This is a genomic window from Marinobacter litoralis (genome assembly GCF_016427555.1).
Taxonomy (GTDB): domain Bacteria; phylum Pseudomonadota; class Gammaproteobacteria; order Pseudomonadales; family Oleiphilaceae; genus Marinobacter; species Marinobacter litoralis_A.
Map to the genome: position 1 here is coordinate 23,868 of NZ_JAELVS010000005.1, position 17,042 is coordinate 40,909.

The 17,042-nt window shown below is 52.6% G+C and carries 13 protein-coding genes; 6 read left to right on the plus strand and 7 right to left on the minus strand.

Annotated features, from left to right (window positions below):
• Positions 1-2 precede the first annotated feature (2 nt).
• The gene (gene rmuC / locus JAO79_RS13175) at positions 3-1,457 is read right to left on the minus strand and encodes a DNA recombination protein RmuC (RefSeq protein ID WP_320158965.1); all 1,455 of its coding nucleotides are present in this window, start codon (positions 1,455-1,457) and stop codon (positions 3-5) included.
• Between the two features lie 213 nt (positions 1,458-1,670).
• On the opposite strand from rmuC, the gene JAO79_RS13180 reads away from it, so the two are divergent.
• The 4 genes from JAO79_RS13180 to JAO79_RS13195 all read left to right on the plus strand — a co-directional run bounded on the left by JAO79_RS13180 (position 1,671) and on the right by JAO79_RS13195 (position 5,501).
• Positions 1,671-2,093: a hypothetical protein gene (locus JAO79_RS13180; protein ID WP_227664631.1), complete on the plus strand. Its 423-nt coding sequence runs from the start codon at positions 1,671-1,673 to the stop codon at positions 2,091-2,093.
• 234 nt (positions 2,094-2,327) lie between these two features.
• Positions 2,328-3,035, plus strand: coding sequence for an ATP-dependent zinc protease (locus JAO79_RS13185; RefSeq protein WP_227664633.1), 708 nt, complete (start codon positions 2,328-2,330; stop codon positions 3,033-3,035).
• Complete coding sequence (locus tag JAO79_RS13190; RefSeq protein ID WP_199007725.1) at positions 3,032-4,549, plus strand: inactive transglutaminase family protein; 1,518 nt, start codon at positions 3,032-3,034, stop codon at positions 4,547-4,549. Before JAO79_RS13185 ends, JAO79_RS13190 begins: the two co-directional genes overlap by 4 nt.
• 1 nt (position 4,550) lies before the next feature.
• Positions 4,551-5,501 carry an alpha-L-glutamate ligase-like protein gene (locus JAO79_RS13195; protein ID WP_199007726.1) on the plus strand — a complete coding sequence of 317 codons (951 nt, stop codon included), beginning with the start codon at positions 4,551-4,553 and terminating at the stop codon, positions 5,499-5,501.
• A gap of 69 nt (positions 5,502-5,570) precedes the next feature.
• On the opposite strand, the gene JAO79_RS13200 is transcribed toward JAO79_RS13195, so the two are convergent.
• Positions 5,571-7,163: a BCCT family transporter gene (locus JAO79_RS13200; RefSeq protein WP_199007727.1), complete on the minus strand. Its 1,593-nt coding sequence runs from the start codon at positions 7,161-7,163 to the stop codon at positions 5,571-5,573.
• A 265-nt stretch (positions 7,164-7,428) separates the two neighbouring features.
• On the opposite strand from JAO79_RS13200, the gene JAO79_RS13205 reads away from it, so the two are divergent.
• A complete protein-coding gene (locus JAO79_RS13205) occupies positions 7,429-9,072 on the plus strand; it encodes an FMN-binding glutamate synthase family protein (protein WP_199007728.1) in 1,644 nt (547 codons plus the stop codon).
• A gap of 201 nt (positions 9,073-9,273) precedes the next feature.
• Here JAO79_RS13205 and JAO79_RS13210 read toward each other — a convergent pair whose 3' ends face one another.
• The 5 genes from JAO79_RS13210 to JAO79_RS13230 form a co-directional block, all read right to left on the minus strand.
• Complete coding sequence (locus JAO79_RS13210) at positions 9,274-10,356, minus strand: zinc-binding dehydrogenase (protein WP_199007729.1); 1,083 nt, start codon at positions 10,354-10,356, stop codon at positions 9,274-9,276.
• 46 nt (positions 10,357-10,402) lie between these two features.
• Positions 10,403-11,425, minus strand: coding sequence for an NAD-dependent epimerase/dehydratase family protein (locus JAO79_RS13215; RefSeq protein WP_199007730.1), 1,023 nt, complete (start codon positions 11,423-11,425; stop codon positions 10,403-10,405).
• A 32-nt stretch (positions 11,426-11,457) separates the two neighbouring features.
• The gene (locus JAO79_RS13220) at positions 11,458-13,083 is read right to left on the minus strand and encodes an AMP-binding protein (RefSeq protein ID WP_199007731.1); all 1,626 of its coding nucleotides are present in this window, start codon (positions 13,081-13,083) and stop codon (positions 11,458-11,460) included.
• 158 nt (positions 13,084-13,241) lie between these two features.
• The gene (locus JAO79_RS13225) at positions 13,242-13,757 is read right to left on the minus strand and encodes a 2,4'-dihydroxyacetophenone dioxygenase family protein (protein ID WP_199007732.1); all 516 of its coding nucleotides are present in this window, start codon (positions 13,755-13,757) and stop codon (positions 13,242-13,244) included.
• Between the two features lie 132 nt (positions 13,758-13,889).
• Entirely contained in the window at positions 13,890-14,891 is a 1,002-nt protein-coding gene (locus JAO79_RS13230; RefSeq protein WP_227664649.1) for an AraC family transcriptional regulator, read from the minus strand.
• Positions 14,892-15,166: 275 nt separating this feature from the next.
• Here JAO79_RS13230 and JAO79_RS13235 point away from each other — a divergent pair, with 275 nt between their 5' ends.
• Positions 15,167-17,023, plus strand: coding sequence for a DUF1302 domain-containing protein (locus tag JAO79_RS13235; protein WP_199007734.1), 1,857 nt, complete (start codon positions 15,167-15,169; stop codon positions 17,021-17,023).
• Positions 17,024-17,042: the final 19 nt, after the last annotated feature.

Sequence of the window (17,042 nt, forward strand, 5' to 3'; positions counted from 1 at the left end):
TGCTACTCCTGATGAATATTGGTGCCATCTGACATAATGCCCGCCGGCTCTGCTTCACGGCGCGACTCGGGCTCGTCTGCATTTTCAACATCGTCAGCATCCACCTCTGCCTGCTCGACAATGCTTTTCGGCAGTTCCTTTTTCACCCGAACACCCAGCTCCACAAACCGGTTAGCTTGAGAGATAAGGTTACCACGGCCCCGGGTCAGGGTATTCATCGCATTATCGTACGTACCCTGCGCGGTATGCAGCTGGCTTCCAAGGCGCTCCATGGCTTCCACAAAGACACGCAACTTGTCGTACACAGCTCCGGCACGCTCGGCAATCCGGCGGGCATTTTGACTCTGCCGTTCATAACGCCAGACATTCTCGATCGTGCGCAAAGTTGCTAACAAAGTGGTCGGTGTTACCACAATAATCTTTCTTTCGAACGCTTCAGCGAACAAGTTATCATCCTGCTGAAAAGCTGCCACGAACGCAGGCTCAATGGGCATAAACAAGAGCACAAAGTCGGGCGAATGCAGTCCGTTGAGCTGGCTGTAATCCTTCTCGCTCAGCGTGCGTATGTGGTTTCGCACCGCATCTACGTGTTGCTTCAAGGCCTGCTCCCTGGCCTCGTCATTCTCAGCGATCACCCATTGCTGATAGGCCACCAGTGACACTTTCGAATCCACCACCAAATTACGTTGGTCAGGCAGGTGAACGATGACATCCGGGCGCAACAGCTGGTTGTCGCTGTCGCGGTAGCTGCCCTGGGTTTCGTATTCAATACCTTTGCGCAAACCGGAACGCTCAAGCACACGCTCCAGAATCAATTCGCCCCAGTTACCCTGCACCTTTTTATCGCCCTTCAGGGCTTTCGTAAGATTAGCGGCTTCTTCGGTGATCTGCCGGTTCAAATCCTGCAGCGAATTAATTTCACTGCGCAGAGCCTGACGATCACGGGTTTCTGTGGTGTACACGTCTTCTACCCGCTTGCGAAAATCCTGTAGCTGGTCTCGAAACGGAGTCAGCAAAGCGTCCAAATTGGTTTTCGATTGCTGACTAAAGCGTTCGCTCTTCTGGTCGAAGATACGATTGGCCAGATTCTCAAACTCCTGCTTTAAGCTGTCCCGATTCTTTTCCAGCAATTCCAGTTTTTCTCTGGCGGCGCGGCGCTCTTTATCCAACGCTACCTGCTGCTCACGCAGATCGGCCTGCAGAACAGCAACCTGATTCCGCCAGCTCTCTACAGCATGCTCCAGTTTCTCCACGCGGTCCTGTTTCTCTGCCAGCGTTTTTTCCAGATACCGGATTTCCTGCTCATGCAATGCGCCCGATTGGTGGACGGCATTTAAACGGGACGTTCTTTGAACTAACAAGCCTAGTAGTCCCAAGCAAACGACCAGCAAAAACGCACTGCCCCCGAGTACCAATTCCGGGTTAGCTGAACTGAATTGAGCGAATTCCTCTACCACTTACGGTAACTCCTGAACATTCAACAGATGAAGCAGGGCTTTGATCAATAGCCCAAGCCTGACAGTCTAACCCAGAGATCTGATTTTGGGGGGAAATTGGAAAAGCACCTCAACAACGGGCTCGACTGTTTGGCATTTAACGTAATTGACCGACATCGCTCTAGACGCACGGAGTAAATTCATCTAAAAAGAATAAAACTGCGATTAATTTTTATGGCACGCCAACCAAATGCTCACCTGCAGGACTGGAGCATGCTGAAAGAACTCTGGAGAAAACTGGAATCCGAACTTCTGCAAACAGATGCCGCTGCAGAAGAAGCCAGCTGGGCACAATACCAAACACCAGGACGGCGCAGCGGCGCCAAGATGCTGCCCCACATCACCCATACCGGCGAGTTTCACCTTGAACGGCTAAACCAGCTGTTGCATGATCGTTACGATCAAACGTTCGAGGCGCCAGACAATCCTGCCGCCGACGACGAGACACTGAAAGCTGTCATCAGCTATGCCTCCCGCATTCAGGACCAGGACATCCAGCGTGAACTGCTTCTGTTCTACCTCAACTGCTCGCCCGTGATTCAGGAATACCTTCGATCGGAAACCACCCTCGGAACGGGTCCATTTTTTGGCAAATAAGTCCGCGTCTTAACCATCTGTAAAGGCGCTGAATATGCAGCTTGTAGTATACTCATCTCCCTAACCGACAACACAATGAAGGCTCATCGGCACAAACTCCACGGCCGAGCAATTGAGCAGCCACTTCAGGGGAAATTCATGGGTGACAGGTTCTTCAAACCTCGACCACTAGTTGCTTTCGGCATCACAGCATTACTTTTGGTCTTGTCCGGATGTACTGCGGACCAATATTTCATGGTCCCAAAGGAAGGGGTCGATGACATACGCGCATCGCTGAACAAACAGCGAGCGACGATGATAACGATGGAGAACAATGCCGGTGTGCGTCAGGAACAGCTACTCGGCCACCAAAAACAATCCACACAAACGATTCTGGACGCCATCGCCACCCAGGTAGAAAAACCGACCTGCCCACCGGTAGTTCAACGAAGCTGCCCCCCTGTCCCTAAAGACACAGGCCGGGCCGACCGCCTGAGGGGCAAGGTTGTTGTCGGTGAAGTTGAAAAACTTTACCTCGCAGACGCCGAAACGGTATACACCGCACGCATTGACAGCGGTGCAGAAACCTCTTCGATACATACCCGTAATGTAAAACGCTTCGAGCGTGATGGTAGCAACTGGGTGCGGTTTGACGTCCCGGTTCCCGGCAGCTCCGGTGAACAATGGGTTACCCTCGAAAAAGAAATCTCTCGTCGCGTCAAAATCATCCAGTCCGCCGCGGATGAGGCGGAACGCCGAGTGGTCGTAGAGCTTCAGTTTGCCATTGGCGATCATGAACAGGTTGCCGAATTCACGCTTGCCGATCGCACCAACCTCACCTATGAAGTCCTGATTGGCCGCAACGTATTACGCGATGTCATGCTGATCGATGTGGGTAAAGAATTCGCCACCGAACTTCCCAAAAGTTACCGAAATAAAACCCAGACGGGAGATGACGCATGACCGTGAGGTCCCGCATTCCATTTTACGTGGCGGTGTTCCTGCTCATTACCGCAGGACTTTCCGTTGCCACCTGGCGACATTTCGAAATGGGTATCCCATGGATGACCGGCGAGCAGCAACCGGTGTGGATGGTTGAAGCACGAGTGGATTTTCAAGGGTACGGCGAATCGGCGCAAGTAAACTTGCATGTGCCGCAACAGCCCCCCGGCTTTCGTATTTTGACCGAACAGGCGGCTTCGCCCGGATACGGCTTCTCGATTTTGGAGAACAACGGCAGCCGGCGCGCTGAGTGGACCAAGCGGGAAGTTACGGGCCCGCAAACCCTTTACTTCAAAACACAGTTCGTGCCCGACGAAACCGTTGTCCAGCAGCCACCCAAACGCCCACCCCAGCCCCAAACCGTCTTTTGGGAAGAGCCACAGGCCACCGCTGTAAGAGAACTGCTTAACCAAGCCACAGAACGCTCCAGCTCTCCCGAAAGCCTGACCCGGGAGCTGATCACCCTCATGCAGCCAGACAACCGCACCCAGAATTCCACCATGCTGGTGTCTGATGAAAATTACCTGCAGATTCTGGTCAGGATGCTGAATCACGCCGGCATCGCCGCTCGTACGGCGGACGCCCTCAAGCTCGAGGATGCGCGCAGGCGTCAGCACCTTGTGCCCTTCATTCAGATTTATAACGGTGAACGCTGGCTGACGTTTGATCCGCGCACGGCGGAGCAAGGCGTACCGGAGCATCTTTTGCTGTGGCGTCAAGGTTCGGAATCCCTGCTCGACGTTGTGGGCGGCGACAACTCCCAAGTCAGCTTTTCCATGCTCCGCCAAACCATCCCTGCATTGCAGCTAGCAGCACGGGAAGCGGCCTCTAACGGCTTGAGTGCCCTCAGTTTTTACCAGCTGCCGATTGAAGAACAAAGCATGTTCAGAATGCTGTTGTTGCTGCCCATTGGCGCCTTGATGGTCGCATTCATGCGCATGGTCATTGGTGTTCGCACATCGGGCACCTTTATGCCGGTATTGATTGCCGTGGCCTTTGTTCAAACCACGCTGGTACCGGGGTTGATTGCCTTTCTGTCAGTTGTGGCGATCGGGCTGCTGCTTCGGGGCTACCTCTCCAGCCTTAACCTGTTGCTGGTTTCCCGAATCTCGGCGCTGATCATACTGGTGATCTTCATTACCGCAGGCTTGAGCATCGTCGGCTACCAGATGGGCTTTAACACCGGCATGACCGTAACCTTCTTCCCCACCGTCATCATTGCCTGGACTATTGAGCGCATGTCGATTCTCTGGGAGGAAGAAGGCCCCCGGGAAGTCGCGGTGCAAGGTGCGGGCAGCTTGTTTGTGGCCATCTGCGCCTACCTGGTCATGAGCCTGCCGCTGGCGGGTCACTTGACCTTCAACTTCCCGGAATTGCACTTGGTCATTCTGGGACTGATTTTGCTGATGGGCCAGTACACCGGCTACAAACTCAGCGAACTTCGTCGATTCAACCCGATGAAGGCCTACGACTGATATGGATTGGATCTCCCCACGCAGGCTGAATCGAATCGGGATGCTGAACATGAACCGGCGCAATGTGGATTACATTGCCCGGTACAATGACCGCTCGTCGTACCCTCTGGTGGATAACAAGCTGAAAACCAAGCTGGCCGTGGGCGAATACGACGTTAAAACCCCACAACTTCTTCAGGTTGTACGCCAGCAACACGAGATTTCCCACTTCCGTGAAATGGCCGAGGACCTCTCCGGGTTTGCCATCAAGCCCGCCAAAGGCTCCGGCGGAAAGGGCATCACTGTAATCACCGGTCGTGATGGTGACGACTTCATCAAGGCGTCTGGCGCCCGAATCCCCGTTGCCATGCTAGAGCGGCATCTGACCAATATTTTGGCCGGGCTTTACTCTCTGGCCGGCACACCGGATGTAGCGATCGTGGAAGACCTGGTAGAGTCCTCACCCGGTCTTGCCAAATACTCCTTCCAGGGCGTGCCAGACATTCGCATCATCGTGTTTCAGGGCTATCCCATCATGGCCATGCTGAGATTGGCCACCAAAGCCTCGGACGGCAAAGCGAACCTGCATCAAGGCGCCGTCGGTGTCGGCCTGGATCTCGGCACCGGCCGAAGCCTGAATGCCGTTCAGTTTAACCGCCCCATCACCCTTCACCCGGATACCGGGTTGGCTCTAGAGAACATTCAGATTGAATCTTGGGAGAACATGCTGGAAATGGCCTCTCGTTGCTATGAAGCAACGGGCTTGGGCTATATGGGCGTGGACCTGGTTGTGGATGCGCACCAGGGGCCCTTGCTACTGGAGCTGAACGCCCGCCCCGGCTTAGCAATTCAGATGGCCAACGGCTGCGGTTTGATGCCGCGCCTGAAAGCGATCGAGGGCTTAAAGCGCCCTCATTTCAGCCCGCGCGAACGTGCTCAGTTTGCGATGAAAAGCTTCAGCCGAATGCAATAAACGTTCGTTCAGACATAAAAAAACCGGAACCAAAATTGGCGCCGGTTTTTTTATGGTTTACTCAATCGATCAGAGCAGTTCGCCCCGCTGAAGCAGCAGTTTCCGCTCTTGAGAAAGACCCTTGAGCAAGCCCCACGTCATGATCAGCAAAATTGCGGTGAACGGCAAGCCAGCACTGATCGCCACCGCTTGGATAGCCCCGAGCGCATCATCGCCGCCGCCGAAGATCAACGCCGCCGCAATGGCACCCTCCATAACCACCCAGAACACTCGTTGAGCAGTCGGAGCATCAGTTTTACCACCAGCAGTGATGCTGTCGATAACCAGCGAACCCGAATCCGATGAGGTGACAAAAAACACCAGAACCAGAATGATACCCACGAAGGAGATAATGCCGGTCAGCGGCAAGCCTTCAAACATCTGGAAGGTCGCCAGCGACACCTCCGTCAGACCTTTTTCTGCAAGCACACCCACACCATTCTGAATCTGCTCCAGCGCAGTACCGCCAAAGCCACTCATCCAGATGGTTGTAATTACCGTTGGGATAATCAGGACCGCTGTGACAAATTCGCGCACCGTACGCCCTTTGGACACACGCGCGATAAACATACCGACGAACGGCGACCAGGAAATCCACCATGCCCAGTAGAACACAGTCCAACCCTGCATCCAGGCGGAATCTTCACGGCCAAACGGGTTGCTCAGAGGCACCACGTTGGTCACATAAGAAGTAGACGTAATCCAGATGGTTTCCAGAATGGTCATGGTCGGGCCAGCGAAGAGGATAAAGAACAGCAACACACCCGCCGTGAGCATGTTGATGTTACTTAACACCTTCACACCACCATCCAGACCACGCAGAACCGACATCAATGCCAGAGCGGTTACACCCACAATGATGGCCATCTGAACGTTGGTACCCGCACCCACATCAAACAGGTAGTTCAAGCCTGAAGCAGCCTGCTGCGCACCAAAACCCAAAGAAGTCGCCAAACCAAAAATAGTCGCCACAACCGCCAGCACATCAATAATATGCCCCGGCCATCCCCACACCCGATCTTTCAGAAGCGGGAAAAACGCAGAGCGAATGGTCAGCGGCATGTTCTTGTTAAACGCGAAGAAGGCCAACGACAGAGCGACGATCGCATAGATGGCCCAAGGGTGCAGGCCCCAATGGTACATGGTTGATCCCATGGCCAGATCACGAGCCGCTTCGGTGTTCGCCTCAACATTAAACGGGGTTTCATACCACCCGGTGTAATACGCCACCGGTTCAGCAACGGCCCAGAACATAAGCCCAATACCCATGCCGGCTGCGAACAACATGGCAAACCACGATATCCGAGTGAATTCCGGCTTGGCATCTTGCCCTCCAAGACGAATCTTTCCCACGGGCATGAAGATCAGCGCAAGGCTCACGATCACAAAGGCATTGGCGCTTAGCAAGAAGAACCAGTCAAAACTGGCGATGATTCCCCACTTTGCTCCATCAAGTGTTTCCTTGGCCATTGCCGGAAACATGAGAGTCCCTATGACAAACGCCACTACAACCACTGCGGTAACCGGGAACACCCAGTTATGCAGATCCAGGCCAAACGGATTGATATTATCCTGGCCTGCAACGTAGTCCGTTTGATATTCGTCTTTCACTACCTCGCCCACGTGGAGCCTCCTGGTTTTGGTGTGATGTCTGAAAGATGGATGATGAGAGGCCATTCCCAGCCGCTCTAAAAGATTACAAGCGCGTTATCCTATTACTTTGACCTCAAAACATCAAAGTGCGCCTTGTGTCGCGTCCTTTTACCGAATTATAGACCACGTAAAAAAGAGCGAAGGCTTTTTTCAATTCTTTTCAGCAGCTTGCTATGCCTTGAACCGTCTGGCATATACTGAGGGTATTCACCCTTCAGGGCCATTCGAGGTATTCATGGTTAAAACCACCACCTTCCCTTTTCGCTATTCCGCCTACGCGCTCAGCATAGCGGGGCTGCTCATTTCACTTCCGCTCTCACTGGGGGCCGGATCGGGATACATCTTTCCACTCATTTTTGCCGCGCTAACGGTTCTGGGAACCCGCGATCTCCTGCAACGAAAACATACGGTTAGTCGCAACTATCCGATCATGGCCAACTTTCGATATCTGCTTGAGTCCATAGGGCCGGAGATTCGCCAGTACTTTATTCAATCGGATACCGAAGAACGGCCGTTCTCGCGAGAGCAGCGCGCCATTGTTTATCAGCGCGCCAAAGGCGTGCTCGACAAGCGCCCGTTTGGCTCACAATTATCAATGTACGAGGAAGGGTTTGAGTGGATGAACCATTCCCTCACGCCTACCACACTGCCTTCCAACGACTTTCGGGTAGTGATCGGTAAACGTTGCGCAAAGCCCTACAGTGCCAGCGTTTTTAACATTTCTGCCATGAGCTTTGGCTCGCTGTCAGCGAACGCCATCCTGAGTCTGAACGCCGGATCCAGGAAAGGCGGCTTCTACCATGACACCGGAGAAGGCTCTATCTCTCGCTATCACAGAGAACCGGGTGGAGATCTGGTCTGGGAGATTGGTTCAGGCTACTTCGGCTGCCGCCATCCCGACGGCACCTTCAGCCCGGAGCGGTTCCAGGAAAATGCCCGTCTGGACCAGGTAAAAATGATAGAGATCAAACTATCTCAGGGGGCCAAACCCGGCCACGGAGGCATTCTGCCCGCCGAGAAAGTCACCGCAGAAATCGCAGAGGCTCGCGGAGTGCCCATGGGCGAAGATTGCGTTTCTCCCTCTAGCCACTCGGCGTTTTCAAGCCCTATTGAACTGCTTGAGTTTATCGAGCAACTGCGGGAACTTTCCGGTGGCAAACCTGTTGGCTTCAAACTCGCCATCGGGCACCCCTGGGAGTGGTTCGCGATCGTGAAAGCCATCATGAAAACCGGCAAAAAACCGGATTTCATCGTTGTCGATGGCGGAGAAGGCGGCACAGGGGCGGCTCCACTGGAGTTCATCAATCGCCTTGGTATGCCGCTGAACGAAGCGCTGCTGCTGGTACACAATACCCTGGTTGGTGCCAACCTGCGTGAAGACATCGCCTTGGGAGCAGCTGGCAAGATCACCTCCGCCTTCGATATTGCCCGAACGCTGGCCATGGGTGCGGACTGGTGCAACGCTGCGCGGGGTTATATGTTCGCGTTGGGCTGTATTCAGGCTCTGAATTGCCATACAGGCCGGTGCCCCTCTGGTGTTGCCACCCAAGATCCGCGCCGGGGCAACAAACTGGACGTGCCGCTGAAAAGCGAGCGGGTGTATAACTACCACGCCAAAACGCTCGATGCTCTCCAGAATCTACTGGAAGCCTCTGGCCTGAACCACCCCTCCGAACTTGGGCCGGAGCACATTGTTCGACGCGCGTCGAAAACCAAGGTGCAGAGCTATCTCGACCTATACCATTTTCTCGAGCCGGGCATACTGCTTGAGGGTGAAACCGGATTAAAGGTGTTCGATAAATATTGGAACGGTGCGCAACCGGATACTTTTGAGCCGCCGGAATTCGTCTTGAAACTCAGAGAAACGAAACTGCGTTGATTCTTTGATTTACGACAGTGACAAAACGCTTGTATTTAACGATCACTGTTTGTCGCGAAACAAAAAGCAAAAAAAAGCCGCTTTGGGGCAGCGGCAAAAACACATCAACGAACACACCATCAAATCTTACTGAATCGCCCCGATCCTAGATTGGCCTGAGCCGACGATTCATTGTCTTTTGGCGCCACAGACAGAGATAGCCTAAACATCTGGGCTAACCAAAATCTTAACGTCTCTATCAGGCTTGCCAAGTCTCTCAAAGGCCGCACCAATGTCATTCAAGCCGACCTTATCGGAGATCAGAGCAGACGCCTGAAGGGCGCCCTCAGCAAGGTAGTGCAGTGTCTCGCCGAATTCCTCCGGGCTATAAAAGCTCGCGAACCGTAGATCCAACTCTTTCAGAATCGGAAACGCTGGTACCATCGCATCTTTTTCCATGCAAAGGCCGACAACCACGACTCGGGCACCATAAGGAGCGCCCGCGCACACGTTCTGGATCAGGCCGGGAACGCCCACACACTCAAAGATCAGGGACGGCTTAAGATCCGCGCCTCCGAACAACGGTGAACTTGGCCCCGCCTGCTCCGGCTCTTCCGTCTTCGCCGCATCTTTCCAACTGTTATACGGGCTGTTTTCCGCTGGATTGACGACAACATCAGCCCCCATTTCCAGTGCCAGGTCCCGGCGTACCTTTGAAAAATCTGAAGCCACAATCGGCCCAATATTCATCATTTTCAACACAGCGATAATTGCCAGGCCAATCGGGCCACAGCCTATAATGAGCGGAACATGATTCTGGGTCGGCTCGCCTCTACGGACGGCATGATAAGCAATGGCCATAGGCTCGGTTAGCGACGCAACGTCTGAATCTAAACCGTTAGGGACTTTCATTGTTAATCGGCTGTCGATCAGCAGACGCTCAGAGAAACCACCGGGGAGCTCAGGCGCACCCGACCCAATGAAACCCATTCCTTCCTCGCGCATGACAAACGGAAGAGCGACCACTCGATCACCTTCTCGGAACGGTGAATCTGGTGCTTTACTATCAAGAACCTCACCAACAAATTCATGCCCGAGAAGGATAGGCCTATTGGTATCGACCAATGGGCTGCCCACAATCTCACGGGAGCTTTCAGCCAGTTCATGAGAATGGTGAAGGCAGTGAAGGTCAGTTCCACAAATGCCACAAACCAATGACTTAACAAGCAATTCATTTTCTTGAGGCTTGGGTTCCGGTAGATCAATAACGCTCAGAGTACTATTTTCAACAACGGCTCCGCGCATTTCGTAAACTCCTCTTATTCTGGTCGAACAGATCTCAGCCCACCTGTTATTGGATTTCGCCAATTTCTCTGAGCCATTCCTCTGAGTTCTTAAGGCCATCCTCAAGCTTCACTTTCGGCTCCCAGCCAAGATGTTTTCTTGCGTTTTCAATGGAATAACCGCCTTTGCGTGCGAACATCAACATAATGTCAGGCGTGGTCTCATCGGCTCGTTTCATTGCTCGATTCATCCACCAAATACCGCGTGTGAGTTTCAGCGCTGCGGCCAAAGGCAAACTTGGCGGGCGTCCTTTATTTGCCGCCCAGCGCCAATGATTGGAGAAGAAATCCCTGCAACTGATTTCCTCGTTGCCCCAGAGGATGAAAATCCGGCCGCTACCACTTTCCAGGCCTGCAGCAAGAATGGTCCCATCGACCAGATCGTCAATGTATACGGGCGTAAAAATACCCTGCCCACGGTTCGGCAGAATCAGCTTTCCACTACGCGCCAACTTCAAAGGTTCGAGTAGCCAGGGCCTTGAGCCCGGACCATAAACGTCGCCCGGACGGATAATGGTGCAATCAATCTCACCAGCCGCGTGGGCCGCCAAAACTGTATGCTCAGATGCGCCTTTCGCAACGCCATAACGATAGTCTTCGCCAATCGCAACCGGAGACCTTTCATCTGCGCCCGGTTCGTAGTCCCATCCCATCGCCGCGATGGACGAATAGTGTACAAACCGTTTAGCTCCAGCCGCGATCGCGACATCAAGTGCATGGCGGACGCCTGCCAGAGAAACCGCTTTATACGCACTCCATTCACCAGCCAAAGAGACCAAGGACGCGGTGTTGATAAAAAGGTCACAACCAGCCGCATGTTCTTTCCACACACTCGGTTTCGTCAGATCTCCCGCGATCACGTTTCTGGATTCGTCCGGATGTATGTCCATACCACAGACGTCGCACCCTAGCGCCTGGTATCGCTCATATAGCTTCCTTCCGATGAAACCTGACGCCCCGGTAATAAACACACGGTCTGGCAGAGAAGGCTTCTGCCCACCGGTACCCATCGGTATTGTTGAATCAATCATGATAAATACTCCAAATATCTGAGAGGTAAATGCTAGCGAAGATCTTTCCGCAGGATCTTGCCGACATTAGATTTGGGTAGCTCATCCAGTATCACGACGTCTCTGGGAACCTTGTAAGCCGCTAAATTTAAGCGACAGTGCGCAACAATCGCGTCGATATCGATATCTCCCTTACCCGATGGAGAGACAAACAACTTAACCTTCTCACCGGTTTTGTCGTCCGCGGCGCCAACACATGCAGCCTCGGCAACGCTTTCCATCTCACACACAACGCTCTCAACTTCGTTGGGATACACGTTGAATCCCGACACGATTAACATATCTTTCTTGCGATCGACGATCTCAAACTGGCCATCACCGTGCATAATGGCCACATCACCCGTCCGGAAATAACCGTCGCTGGTAAACGCTTCAGATGTTGCCTCTGGGCGTTTCCAATAACCTCGCATCACCTGAGGCCCTTTAGCGCACAGTTCACCCGGCTCACCGACAGGCATCACGTCGTCGTCAGGACCCAAAACTTTTACATCAGTGGATGGCACAGGAAACCCAATGGTGCCGCTAAAATGCTCACGCCCCATCAAATTCAGGGTAAGAATCGGACTGGTTTCAGATAGCCCAAACCCCTCAAGAATGTGAGAACCGGTAGCTGCTTTCCAACGTTCAGATGTGCTGCCAAATATCTTGGATCCGCCTCCAAACGAAACCTTCAGCGCTGAAAAATCGATCTTTTCGAAATCCGGATGCGCAGTCATACCTGCAAACAGTGTATTTACCCCCCCCATCACACTAAACTTCGCATTCTTTATCGCACCAATGAACGCATCCATATCACGCGGATTGGGAATAAGAATGGCCTTAGCGCCAATGGCCGCATAGGCGACATAAATCATCAGGCCAAAAATGTGATACATAGGCAGAGCAAGGACCACCACCTCTTCACCGGGTGCATTCGCATCCGGCACGAACGCCTTAAATTGAAGCGTGTTTGCAATCAAATTCCTGTGCGTCAACGTCGCTCCTTTGGATGGCCCAGTCGTTCCCCCGGTGTACTGAAGAAACAACACATCTTCGCCGCCAATTTCAACGCTTTTAGGCTTTTGCCCCGAGTACTTTCTGAGTATCGCGAACAGTTCAGACTTGGCACCCAGGCCATCACTGACGGTCGGAGACGGCAAGCCACCCGACATACCATCACCCGTTGCCACGCAAATGGCATGGTGAATTGAAACTTCGTGCTTCACTTCAGCAAGTGCCGGCGTGGATCCGTTGTACACGAAGATCAACTCTGCACCGGAATCATTCAACTGGTGGGAAAGCTCTCGCGGGGTATACAAAGGGTTGATGTTTACTTGTATCCCTCCAGCCTTGAGGATGCCCAACATCACTATGGGGTAGGCTGGAATGTTCGGAAGCATAACTCCGACACGATCACCCTTTACTAAACCAAAATCACGCTGAAGACTCACAGCAACAGCATCCGACATAAGGTCGAGTTCTCGGTAGCTCAGCGTCAAGCCGAAACACTCTAGCGCGTTTTGATCACCGAATTTTCTAACCGCCGTATCAAACAGCTCAGTCACAGAATTGAATTGATCCGGATTGATCGACTGAGGGATATTCACAGGATAGTGCTGAAGCCAGGGTTGGTTGTTCATCTTATCAACTCCCGAGTGAACGACCGACCAATCCCACGCGTCAGGCTCGCTCGGCCGGCACGGACATTTGGATGACATCACGTAAGCCACGAGCACTGGAGATCGGCTGGTTGGTTTAAATTCTATGGGGGAGACAAAGCTCCCCATTACAGATGGGATTAAAGGTCTGTGTTCGCTGCAGACTTAGGGAAAGGCGCTTTGATATACACAGCCGGATCCAATCCCCGCTCCCGAACGGCTTCTTCAATCATCGCAAGAATGGAGCTGGCATCCATCGTGCTGTGATACTGGCCATTTTCATCAAAATTGATGTTTGCGCCATGCACGATCATGATGGTTTCGGTCACTTCCGTATTGTCTTCTGGCACAGAGAACGTGTGAACGCTACCGCCTGGCTCGAACAAATAGCTGCCTGCCGTTTGCGGCTGGTCAGGGTGCTCCACATAGTTCCAACTACCTGACAGAGTCCATAGATGGACGGTACCGGTGTGGTAGTGTGTAGGAAGCTTTACGCCCGGCGCAAAAAAGACTCGCAACCCCCAAACGCCGTTGTTGGGATCCAAAAATAGAGGCTGTACATCAACACCGGGAACAAGAATATCTTTGTATACCGGAGTATCTTTTACATTCAGTGTCAGTAGGTCGGTGTCTTGTTGAACAGAAACAGGAAACATGGAGTTCTCCTCTTGTGTTTGTTTTTACCTGTCTCAACATAGTGACCCAAATCACAGCACGGCATTTTCTCTTTTCACGACAAACTTTTTGTAAAACGCACCATTTGCACTTACATCTCGACCACCGCGCTATCAGGTAACCAGCTCTTCCCGCAAGAGCTTTGGCGATTGACCAAACCACCGCATACACGCTCGGTTAAATGAACTCTGCTGGCCGTATCCAATTAAACCTGCAACCTGACAGATGGTCATTCGCGGATCCTTTAAATACTCTTTGGCCAGCTCACAACGCACCTCATCCACCAACTCCTCAAACACGATATTCTCTTTCTTCAATCGCCGCTGCAAGGTTCGTTCGCTCATTGTTAGGTGTCTGGCAATGAGCGAAATGGTGCATCGGCGCTCCAACGGCAAGAGGGAAATCACAAGCGATCGAACGTTTTCTTTCAAAGAGTGAACCGCAGTGTCGATATGCTGGCCCACGTATTCTTCCATGGCCTCTTTGAGAGCACGATCACTTGCCTGAATCTCCCTCATTACCGCGTCAGATGGAATAAAAACGACATTCTCCGAGGCTTCAAACGTAACGGTCGACTTAAATGCGGAGCGATATCTGGCGGCGTCACTGACTCTTGCGTGCCGGAAGTGAACATGCAATTCCGGAGCGTCATCGCCGATCAATATGCGAATAACCTGGACCGCAAGAAGAAGGCTCATCTCGAGCGTTTGGGCTCGTGATTGCCCCTGGGTAATCGTGATATCGAAGTGGAGCCCGCGATACCTTTCCTTTGTTGGCGGGTCAAGCGTCAAACTAATCGCTGGGCTGTGATAGCTGATGTATTTGGCAATATGATGCAGTGCGTTTTCGACAGTCGACGAATTCTGCGCAATAACAGAAATTGGACCCAGAACACTCATCCCTTGCTTGAGCCCCACCCTAATACCGAAATCCGGACAATCGAACTCTTCTGCTGCCCTCTCCAGCATTTGAATGAGTGTCAGATAAGGGATCATCTGTTTCGGATTAAGAATCATATCCTCTTTCAGATTGAAAACATCCATAAACGCTTTCGGGTCTCCGCCCAGCTCTCTAATCGTTTCAGGCATGCCCGTCATTGCTCGGGCGCGCAGCATTGAGTTCACTATTCAACTCCCGCTTTTTTATTCTTTTCTGAATTACAGAATCGAGAATGAAGCCCCTGGCCACAGGCTCTTTTCATGCTACCGACTTTTTATTGTGGCTCGTTTGGGAAGAATTTGCATGCCACCTCTGTCGTCAAAGGCTAAAAACCTGTCATTTCAAATCAAACATTCGAACTAACTAGTTCGGAATACTACGTATCGTTCGTTAAGACAATAACAAGATTCGCACGGTGCCTTGATGGTCGTGCATTGGAGATCAAATCGCTATGAATAAAAACCGACGTTTTTTGTTAAACAAGCTTTCTTTGGGCGTCACACTTGCAACGGTGGTGTCAGGCTTTTCAAGCGCAACCAGTGCATTTACGTTCGATGCCGGAGAATGGGATGGCGCGTTGAACACGACTGTGTCACTCGGCGCAAGCTGGCGACTTCAGAACCCAGATCCGAGTCTTTACTCCTCGGCGAACGCCGCCGTTGTCGGCGAGGAACCAGGAACCGGCGGTAAATCTGACGGTGGCAACCTCAACTATGACAAAGGTGACCGTTTTTCAACGGTTGCAAAGTTTCTGACGGAACTTTCCCTCGAAAAAGACTACATGGGCGCTTTGATCCGTGTGAAGGGCTGGTATGACCAGGCCCTTGAGGACAAAGATGTCAGATTCGGTAACCAAGCCAACGACTACCGAAAGAACGAGCCCCTTTCTGACCGAGGCTATGACAACTTGCTGAAGTACTCCGGCATCCAACTTATGGATGCCTTCATTTACAACACTTGGGACATCGACTATCGACCACTTCAGATCCGCCTGGGTCGGCAAGTGGTCAACTGGGGCGAAAGCCTTTTTATCTCGGGCGTGAATCAAGGGATCAACCCGATCGATGTACCTGCATTCCGCCGACCGGGGACAGAGCTTAGAGAAGTACTTCTGCCTAGCAACATGCTGTACGCAAACTTGGGGTTAGGTGGTGGTGTATCGGTTGAAGCCTACTACCAGTTTGAATGGCAAAACTCGCCGATTGAAGGTTGTGGTCACTATTGGGCAGTCACCGAAAACACGATATCACCCAACGTTGGCGGCTGCATTTCAGCGGTTGGGGTGGGGCCTGGATCCAGCCCTGAAGACCTAAAAAACGGCACTTACTATCCGCAGGCTGATCGCAATGACACCGATGATCAGGGCCAATTCGGTATTGCACTTCGCTTCCCTGTCGACGCCATTGAAACCGAGTTCGGCCTGTACGCCATCAACTACCATTCGAAACTTCCTATGCTCAATGTGAACACTGGCAGTGGGTTTGGGACAGGGGTTGCGACACAACTTCCTTTAAAACTGGATGAACAATTTGGCCAGACTCCCGCGGATGTCGCCTGGGTCTATCCTGAGGACATTCAGCTCTACGGCATCAGTGCCGCTACTAACATAGCAAGCTGGTCGGTCGGTGCTGAACTCACTCATACCAACAACTTTCCGGTCATCATTAACGGTGCAGACCTTGTCGTGGGGGCGGCTACTGGGGCGGGCCCAATGGGCCAAACCTTCCAGACCGCCGGAGCGAACGCCAATGTCAGAGGCTATGACCGTTTCGACAAGACCCAATTCCAGATCAACGGGTTGAATCTCTGGTCCAACGTATTGGGCGCCCAAACCGCCTTGTTGATTGCGGAGGTCGGTTTCCAATACAGCGGAGATATTCCTGAGTCCTCCACCGAACGACGATACGGACGTGGCTTCACCTTTGGTTTTGGCAAGCATGAAGATCTTGCCAATGGCGCTAACCCTTGCGATATCGGTGTAAACACATCACCCCAAGGCTGCAAAAACGACGGCTACGTCACGGACTTTTCGTGGGGATACCGCGTTCGCGGCTCGCTGGATTACCAAAATCCATTCGGCCTCGGCATGTTGGTTCAGCCCTCCCTATTCGTCGGTCATGACGTCAAAGGTACCTCGCTCGACAGTCAGTTCCAGGAAGGCCGCATCTCTGTCGCGGCGGGCGCTGATTTCACCTACCTGAAACGACATAAATTCGGCTTGAGTCTGGTGCACTTCGCTGATTCCGCCGACTACAACGACCACCGAGACCGCGACTACGGTTCCGTCAACTATAGCTACACGTTCTAAAACAAAAAACTGAGGAAAA

Coding starts and splice junctions, on each gene's coding strand:
- JAO79_RS13195 (WP_199007726.1), top strand. CDS start 4,551: ATGGATTGGATCTCCCCACGCAGGCTGAATCGAATCGGGATGCTGAAC.
- JAO79_RS13205 (WP_199007728.1), top strand. CDS start 7,429: ATGGTTAAAACCACCACCTTCCCTTTTCGCTATTCCGCCTACGCGCTC.
- JAO79_RS13185 (WP_227664633.1), top strand. CDS start 2,328: ATGGTCCCAAAGGAAGGGGTCGATGACATACGCGCATCGCTGAACAAA.
- JAO79_RS13210 (WP_199007729.1), bottom strand. CDS start 10,356: ATGCGCGGAGCCGTTGTTGAAAATAGTACTCTGAGCGTTATTGATCTA.
- JAO79_RS13225 (WP_199007732.1), bottom strand. CDS start 13,757: ATGTTTCCTGTTTCTGTTCAACAAGACACCGACCTACTGACACTGAAT.
- JAO79_RS13190 (WP_199007725.1), top strand. CDS start 3,032: ATGACCGTGAGGTCCCGCATTCCATTTTACGTGGCGGTGTTCCTGCTC.
- JAO79_RS13230 (WP_227664649.1), bottom strand. CDS start 14,891: ATGCTGCGCGCCCGAGCAATGACGGGCATGCCTGAAACGATTAGAGAG.
- JAO79_RS13235 (WP_199007734.1), top strand. CDS start 15,167: ATGAATAAAAACCGACGTTTTTTGTTAAACAAGCTTTCTTTGGGCGTC.
- JAO79_RS13220 (WP_199007731.1), bottom strand. CDS start 13,083: ATGAACAACCAACCCTGGCTTCAGCACTATCCTGTGAATATCCCTCAG.
- JAO79_RS13180 (WP_227664631.1), top strand. CDS start 1,671: ATGGCACGCCAACCAAATGCTCACCTGCAGGACTGGAGCATGCTGAAA.
- JAO79_RS13215 (WP_199007730.1), bottom strand. CDS start 11,425: ATGATTGATTCAACAATACCGATGGGTACCGGTGGGCAGAAGCCTTCT.